This is a genomic window from Rhodanobacter caeni (genome assembly GCF_039523575.1).
GTDB classification, from domain to species: domain Bacteria; phylum Pseudomonadota; class Gammaproteobacteria; order Xanthomonadales; family Rhodanobacteraceae; genus Rhodanobacter; species Rhodanobacter caeni.
In genome coordinates, this window is the sequence record NZ_BAAAFO010000009.1 from 1 (window position 1) to 1,830 (window position 1,830).

General features: G+C 66.3%; 4 protein-coding genes. All 4 read left to right on the forward strand.

All coding sequences use genetic code 11. The features are described 5' to 3' along the window. A partial coding sequence (locus ABD017_RS16705; RefSeq protein ID WP_343883953.1) for a hypothetical protein occupies positions 1-181 on the forward strand: 181 nt, incomplete at its 5' end. Beyond that, on the forward strand, positions 171-1,097 hold the full coding sequence (locus tag ABD017_RS16710) for a rolling circle replication-associated protein (protein WP_343883954.1): 927 nt from the start codon (positions 171-173) through the stop codon (positions 1,095-1,097). The genes ABD017_RS16705 and ABD017_RS16710, both read left to right, overlap by 11 nt. Next, positions 1,094-1,324, forward strand: a complete 231-nt coding sequence (locus ABD017_RS16715) for a hypothetical protein (protein WP_343883955.1) — start codon at positions 1,094-1,096, stop codon at positions 1,322-1,324. Before ABD017_RS16710 ends, ABD017_RS16715 begins: the two co-directional genes overlap by 4 nt. Positions 1,325-1,470: 146 nt before the next feature. Next, on the forward strand, positions 1,471-1,830 hold a 360-nt coding region (locus tag ABD017_RS16720; RefSeq protein WP_343883956.1), incomplete at its 3' end, for a hypothetical protein.

The following is a 1,830-nucleotide window of genomic DNA, read 5'->3' on the forward strand; positions in this document are numbered from 1 at the left end:
GGCACCGCCGGCGGCGGCGCACATGGCGGGCGACCTGGACATGGTTGCCGAACGGTTCGGCAGAGCGGCGGCGGCGGCGCGCAGCGGCGCGGGGCTTGTCAGCTCTTCTAAACAAGTGGAACGCCACTTTGGCCCATCCCGCTTTCAACGCCGTTTGGCGGGGGTGTGGCATGCAGGCTGACGTGGTAGTCATCGACCCGCGCAAGGCCCGTTGTCAGCGGCTACGCCGCACGATCACGGAAGCGGCCAAGCTCCACGAGCGTGAAGCCCGCTGGGCCTCGGACCGTCTCGGTCGCTCGGCGTACCGCAAGACCTTCATCACCCTGACCTATCGACCTGGCGAAACATGGGAGCCACGGCACGTGTCCCGCTTCGTGCGGCTGATGCGCCAGTGGTTCAAGCGCCGGGACTGCCCTTGCCGCTTCGCGTGGGTCGGCGAGCTGCAGAAGCGCGGCGCATTGCACTACCACGTGTTGGTGTGGGTGCCGCGCAGGCTGCGCCTGCCCCGCCCCGACCAGTGCGGCTGGTGGCCGTATGGCATGAGCAACATCGAGACAGCCCGCAACCCGGTGGGCTACATGGTGAAGTACGCCACCAAGACCCGCCCCGAGGACGTCAAGCGCCTGCCCAAAGGTGTGCGTCTGCATGGAAACGGGGGCCACGACCCTGCCCGCCGCGTGGAGCTGCGTGAGCGTCTGTGGCCCATGTGGGTGGCCAAGGCGTGGGACCAGCGTCGGGGTGAAGCATGCTTCGCCGATCTGGAAGCCCAGGAAGCATGGAACGCCCGCCGCGTCGAGGTGCGCACGCCGCAACCCGATGGCTCCGTGTGGCTTCGTTACGTCGACCCGGAACGGCCGCCCGAAGGCAGCGCCGCATGGTGGGATCTGCGCGTCGCCGAAGAAGAACGCCGAATCGCTGAGGAAGAACAGTGGTGCATGTACGCCCGCCGCTACGAGCGGCGGGGCTTCCCCAAGTTGCAGCGGGTCGCCGGGGGCTTCGTGCACCTTGTCACCGGTGAGCTGATCCCTACCCCTTGGCGCGTCGATGTGTCTCGCGGCGTGGTGAGGGTCTACCTCAAGACGGAGACGATGCAGTGAATGTGCCTGTAAACGAAGGCGATTGGGTGATGGGCGGCAGCAAGGAGGCGGGGCTGGTGGCCTACGGCATCAGCGAACCCGACGTGATCATGTGCGCTATCGACGGCATCCACTACGCCATGGACAAAGCCGGCGGGCATCGGGAGCGCTTCGTGATCGAGCTGGTGGGCGAGTTTGAGATGGCACTGCGCGAACGCATGGGGGTGGAACTGCCGCCCGAAGAGTGACACCCGTGGTGTCTGCTGGGCCTCCCGCGCTGCGCGGGAGCCCCAGCCACCACGGCGTACAAAAGGCGAGGCCCCTGCAAGCCGGCAAGCTGTTCAGGGGCCTCTGGTACAACACACCGGGGCCGAAGCCCCAAGGAAATAATCGCATGAAAACCGACTACGCGGCGCAATGCCGCTTCTTCTCGGCCGAGGATGCCTGCCGCATCGCGCTTCAGGCGTACTACGCCGCAACCCGACACCTGGAACCGCCACCGGGCGAGCCGTGGATGGTTGATGGTGACCCCTTCGCCTCGGCGACAGACTTTGCCGAAGCCTTCAACGGTGAGGTACAGGCCCGACTCGGCCTGCTCGCGCTGGACCGCCTCGGGGGCTTCCACCTGTGCAGCGTGGAGTGGAATATCTGGAAGATCGCGGCGGACGTTGCCCCGGAGAAAATGGCCCCGATAATCGCCGAACGCGAGGCCGATCATGTCCGCGCAATGGTCGAAATCTTTGGCGACGAATTG